Raw genomic sequence first — 2,884 nt, 5'->3', positions numbered from 1 at the left:
ACGTCGCGTTAGGCGAGCGAAGAAGAATGCTGATCGGCCAAGGCCGATCAGCATCCTCTGCAGATATCGGGGACAAGACGTTCGGGCGAAAACTCCCGGCTCCTGCGCTCGGTCTGGCCGGACTTCTCAGGATTGCTCCGAGACGCTCCGACGGAACTGGTCGCAAGCTGCCGGGCGGGCTCGGCCGAGCTCCGCATCTCGGCGCGAGGCGTGTCGGCCTCCTTGGCCTGAAGCCCATTGGCCATGCCCAACACAGCGACGGCGAGGACAATGCCTCTCATCTGATGATCCTCCTTTCGCGTGAGCGATGAGTGGCTGAACGATGAGGAGCGGCCTCGCCGGCCGCTCCCCCATTTCAGCTCGTGGCGGGCTCCGGCTTGTCTCGATCAGGCGGCGTGAGGTCGAGCCGGATCCCGGATGGCCCGAGGACTGGCAGCAATGTGTCCACCTTCATGGTCGGGCTGCCCCGATCCCAGCTCGACCACGGCATCGTGTCCAGGTACGGGATCGGCGGCAAGGCGAGCCGCTCGAAACTGTCCGCAGTCTTGGCGGCAGGGCCGGGGCTTTCGGCGCCAAAGGCCGCAAAGGGCACCAGCGAGAGGCCAGCCCCAACGGCCAAGGCGGCGAGCCGCCGCAACGTTTTCCGAGTGGTTTCCCCGCGAGCGGAGAAAGCACGATCCTTGATCATTTCATCCTCCTTTCGTTCGAGAACACAGTCACAGATCCATGGCAAACGAGCCCGGCCGTTCGGCCGGGCTCGCCCGTCCTTAGAAGTCCATCGCGGGAGCGCTCGGCGCTTCCGTCTTCTTCGGCTTCTCGGCCACCAGCGCTTCGGTCGTGATGAGCAGCGAGGCCACCGAGGCCGCATCCTGCAAGGCGGTGCGGACGACCTTGGCAGGATCGATCACGCCGGCCTGCACCAGATCCTGGTACTCGCCAGTCGCGGCATTGAAGCCCCAGGTGTAGGTCTGGTTCTCGAGCAGCTTGCCGACGACGACGGAGCCGTCCTCACCCGCATTCTGCACGATCTGCCGCGCCGGGACCTGGATGGCGCGGCGCACGATGTCCACGCCCGCCTTCTGGTCGGCATTGGCGGTCTTGACCCCGTCGAGCGCCTTGAGCGCGCGCAGCAGTGCCACGCCGCCGCCCGGCAGGATGCCTTCCTCGACCGCGGCCCGCGTCGCATGCAGAGCGTCGTCGACGCGATCCTTGCGCTCCTTGACCTCGACCTCGGTCGCGCCGCCGACCCGGATCACCGCGACGCCGCCGGCGAGCTTGGCGAGGCGCTCCTGCAGCTTCTCGCGGTCGTAGTCCGAGGTGGTTTCCTCGATCTGCGCCCTGATCTGCTGGCTGCGCGCCTCGATGTCCTTCTTGGCGCCGGCGCCGTCGACGATCGTCGTGTTCTCCTTCTCGATCACCACTTTCTTGGCACGGCCCAGCATCTTCACGGTGACGTTCTCGAGCTTGATGCCGAGATCTTCGGAGATCACGGTGCCGCCGGTGAGGATCGCGATATCCTCCAGCATCGCCTTGCGACGGTCGCCGAAGCCCGGCGCCTTGACGGCGGCCACCTTCAGGCCGCCGCGCAGGCGGTTGACGACCAGCGTCGCCAGCGCCTCACCCTCGACCTCCTCCGCGATGATCAGGAGCGGCTTGCCGGATTGCACGACCTGCTCCAGCAGCGGCAGCACGGTCTGCAGGCCCGACAGCTTCTTCTCGTGGATCAGCACATAGGGATCTTCGAGCTCGGCCTTCATCTTCTCGGCGTTGGTGACGAAATAGGGCGAGATGTAGCCGCGGTCGAACTGCATGCCCTCGACCACTTCGAGCTCGGTGTGCAGACTCTTCGCTTCCTCGACCGTGATCACGCCCTCATTGCCGACCTTCTGCATCGCATCCGCCAGGAAGCGGCCGATCTCGGTGTCGCCGTTGGCCGAGATGGTGCCGACCTGGGCGATCTCGTCGTTAGAGGTGATCTTCTTGGCGTGCGACTTGAGGTCGGCGACGATCGCATCCACGGCAAGGTCGACGCCGCGCTTGAGGTCCATCGGATTCATGCCGGCCGCGACGGCCTTGGCGCCCTCCTTGACGATGGCCTGCGCCAGCACCGTCGCCGTGGTGGTGCCGTCTCCGGCGAGATCACTGGTCTTCGAGGCGACCTCGCGCACCATCTGGGCGCCCATATTTTCGAACTTGTCCTCCAGCTCGATCTCCTTGGCGACGGTGACGCCGTCCTTGGTGATGCGGGGAGCGCCAAACGATTTCTCGAGGACGACGTTGCGCCCCTTTGGACCGAGCGTGACCTTCACCGCATTCGCCAGTGTGTCGACGCCCTGCAGCATGCGCTCGCGGGCCTCGGTCGCGAACTTCACGTCCTTGGCAGCCATGTTGTTAAACTCCTTTCCGTTCGATGACTGTCAGCGTTACGCCGCCTTCTTCAGCGTGCCGGCCTGCTCGGCCACGCCGAGAAGATCGCTTTCCTTCATGATCAACAGCTCCTCGCCGTCGATCTTGACCTCGGTGCCCGACCACTTGCCGAACAGCACCCGGTCGCCGACCTTGACGTCGAGCGGCACGAGCTGGCCCTGCTCGTTTCGCCCGCCCGGCCCCACGGCGATGATCTCGCCCTGCTGCGGCTTCTCCTTGGCGGTGTCGGGAATGATGATGCCGCCGGCGGTCTTCTCCTCGGCATCGATGCGGCGCACGAGCACACGGTCGTGCAACGGGCGGAAATGCATGCACATCCTCCTTGGGTAGGTTCAGCGATGTCCAAAATCCGGGTCCGGAACCGGCCCCCGGGCGGCAAACGACCTAGGAATACGCGGATTTCTAGTCAAGAGGACCTGCAAAAATTTTTGCGCTACTTCAAGGTTCTTGTCCGGAT

At 64.9% G+C, this 2,884-nt stretch carries 4 protein-coding genes; 1 reads left to right on the top strand and 3 read right to left on the bottom strand.

Annotation, left to right across the window (positions count from 1 at the left end; genetic code table 11):
- On the top strand, positions 1-311 hold a 311-nt coding region (locus I6F20_RS37470), incomplete at its 5' end, for a hypothetical protein (protein ID WP_225131538.1).
- A 44-nt stretch (positions 312-355) separates the two neighbouring features.
- Here the strand turns inward: I6F20_RS37470 and I6F20_RS37465 are convergent.
- From I6F20_RS37465 to groES, 3 genes are all read right to left on the bottom strand, one after another.
- Positions 356-688 carry a hypothetical protein gene (locus tag I6F20_RS37465; RefSeq protein WP_036002054.1) on the bottom strand — a complete coding sequence of 111 codons (333 nt, stop codon included), beginning with the start codon at positions 686-688 and terminating at the stop codon, positions 356-358.
- Positions 689-767: 79 nt separating this feature from the next.
- A complete protein-coding gene (groL, locus tag I6F20_RS37460) occupies positions 768-2,387 on the bottom strand; it encodes a chaperonin GroEL (RefSeq protein ID WP_225131536.1) in 1,620 nt (539 codons plus the stop codon).
- A gap of 36 nt (positions 2,388-2,423) precedes the next feature.
- Positions 2,424-2,738, bottom strand: coding sequence for a co-chaperone GroES (gene groES, locus I6F20_RS37455; RefSeq protein WP_036002037.1), 315 nt, complete (start codon positions 2,736-2,738; stop codon positions 2,424-2,426).
- Positions 2,739-2,884 lie beyond the last annotated feature (146 nt).

The organism is Bradyrhizobium sp. IC3123 (assembly GCF_020193625.1).
Taxonomy (GTDB): Bacteria; Pseudomonadota; Alphaproteobacteria; order Rhizobiales; family Xanthobacteraceae; genus Bradyrhizobium; species Bradyrhizobium yuanmingense.
This window is presented reverse-complemented; position numbering and strand designations above follow the sequence as displayed.